Genomic DNA, 510 nt, shown 5'->3' on the forward strand with positions numbered 1-510 from the left:
TTTTTTTGATTTGTTGAACGTTAACTTTCATAGGAAAATTGATTTTTTATGGTCAACCTATGTCAGGGACGTACATAGTGAGTGGTGAATAGTGGTAAGATTTCGTCGCTCTTTGCTCGTCGCTCTTTGCTCTTTGCTCTTCGATCGTTGTAAAGCACAATTATCTTACAAATGAAGAGACTAAACAAACCGTGCAAACCGCGCGAATAACAAACCGCACGAAGTGAAGATTCATCGAACACCAAAACCAATATAAACTAGGTGAGATATATTCATCGAACACCAAAACAAATATAAACTAGGTGAGATAAACCGCACAGATTTCGTCGCTCTTTGCTCGTCGCTCTTTGCTCGTCGCTCTTTGCTCGTCGCTCTTTGCTCGTCGCTCTTTGCTCGTCGCTCTTTGCTCGTCGCTCTTTGCTCGTCGCTCTTTGCTCGTCGCTCTTTGCTCGTCGCTCTTTGCTCGTCGCTCTTTGCTCGTCGCTCTTTGCTCGTCGCTCTTTGCTCGTC

At 44.7% G+C, this 510-nt stretch carries 1 protein-coding gene; it reads right to left on the reverse strand.

The features are described 5' to 3' along the window. Nucleotides 1-231 precede the first annotated feature (231 nt). Nucleotides 232-510 (reverse strand): hypothetical protein (locus HX062_RS16195; protein ID WP_286468141.1); only part of this gene is annotated, 279 nt, incomplete at its 5' end.

It is taken from the genome of Myroides sp. DF42-4-2, assembly GCF_030326445.1.
In the GTDB taxonomy this organism is placed as follows: domain Bacteria; phylum Bacteroidota; class Bacteroidia; order Flavobacteriales; family Flavobacteriaceae; genus Flavobacterium.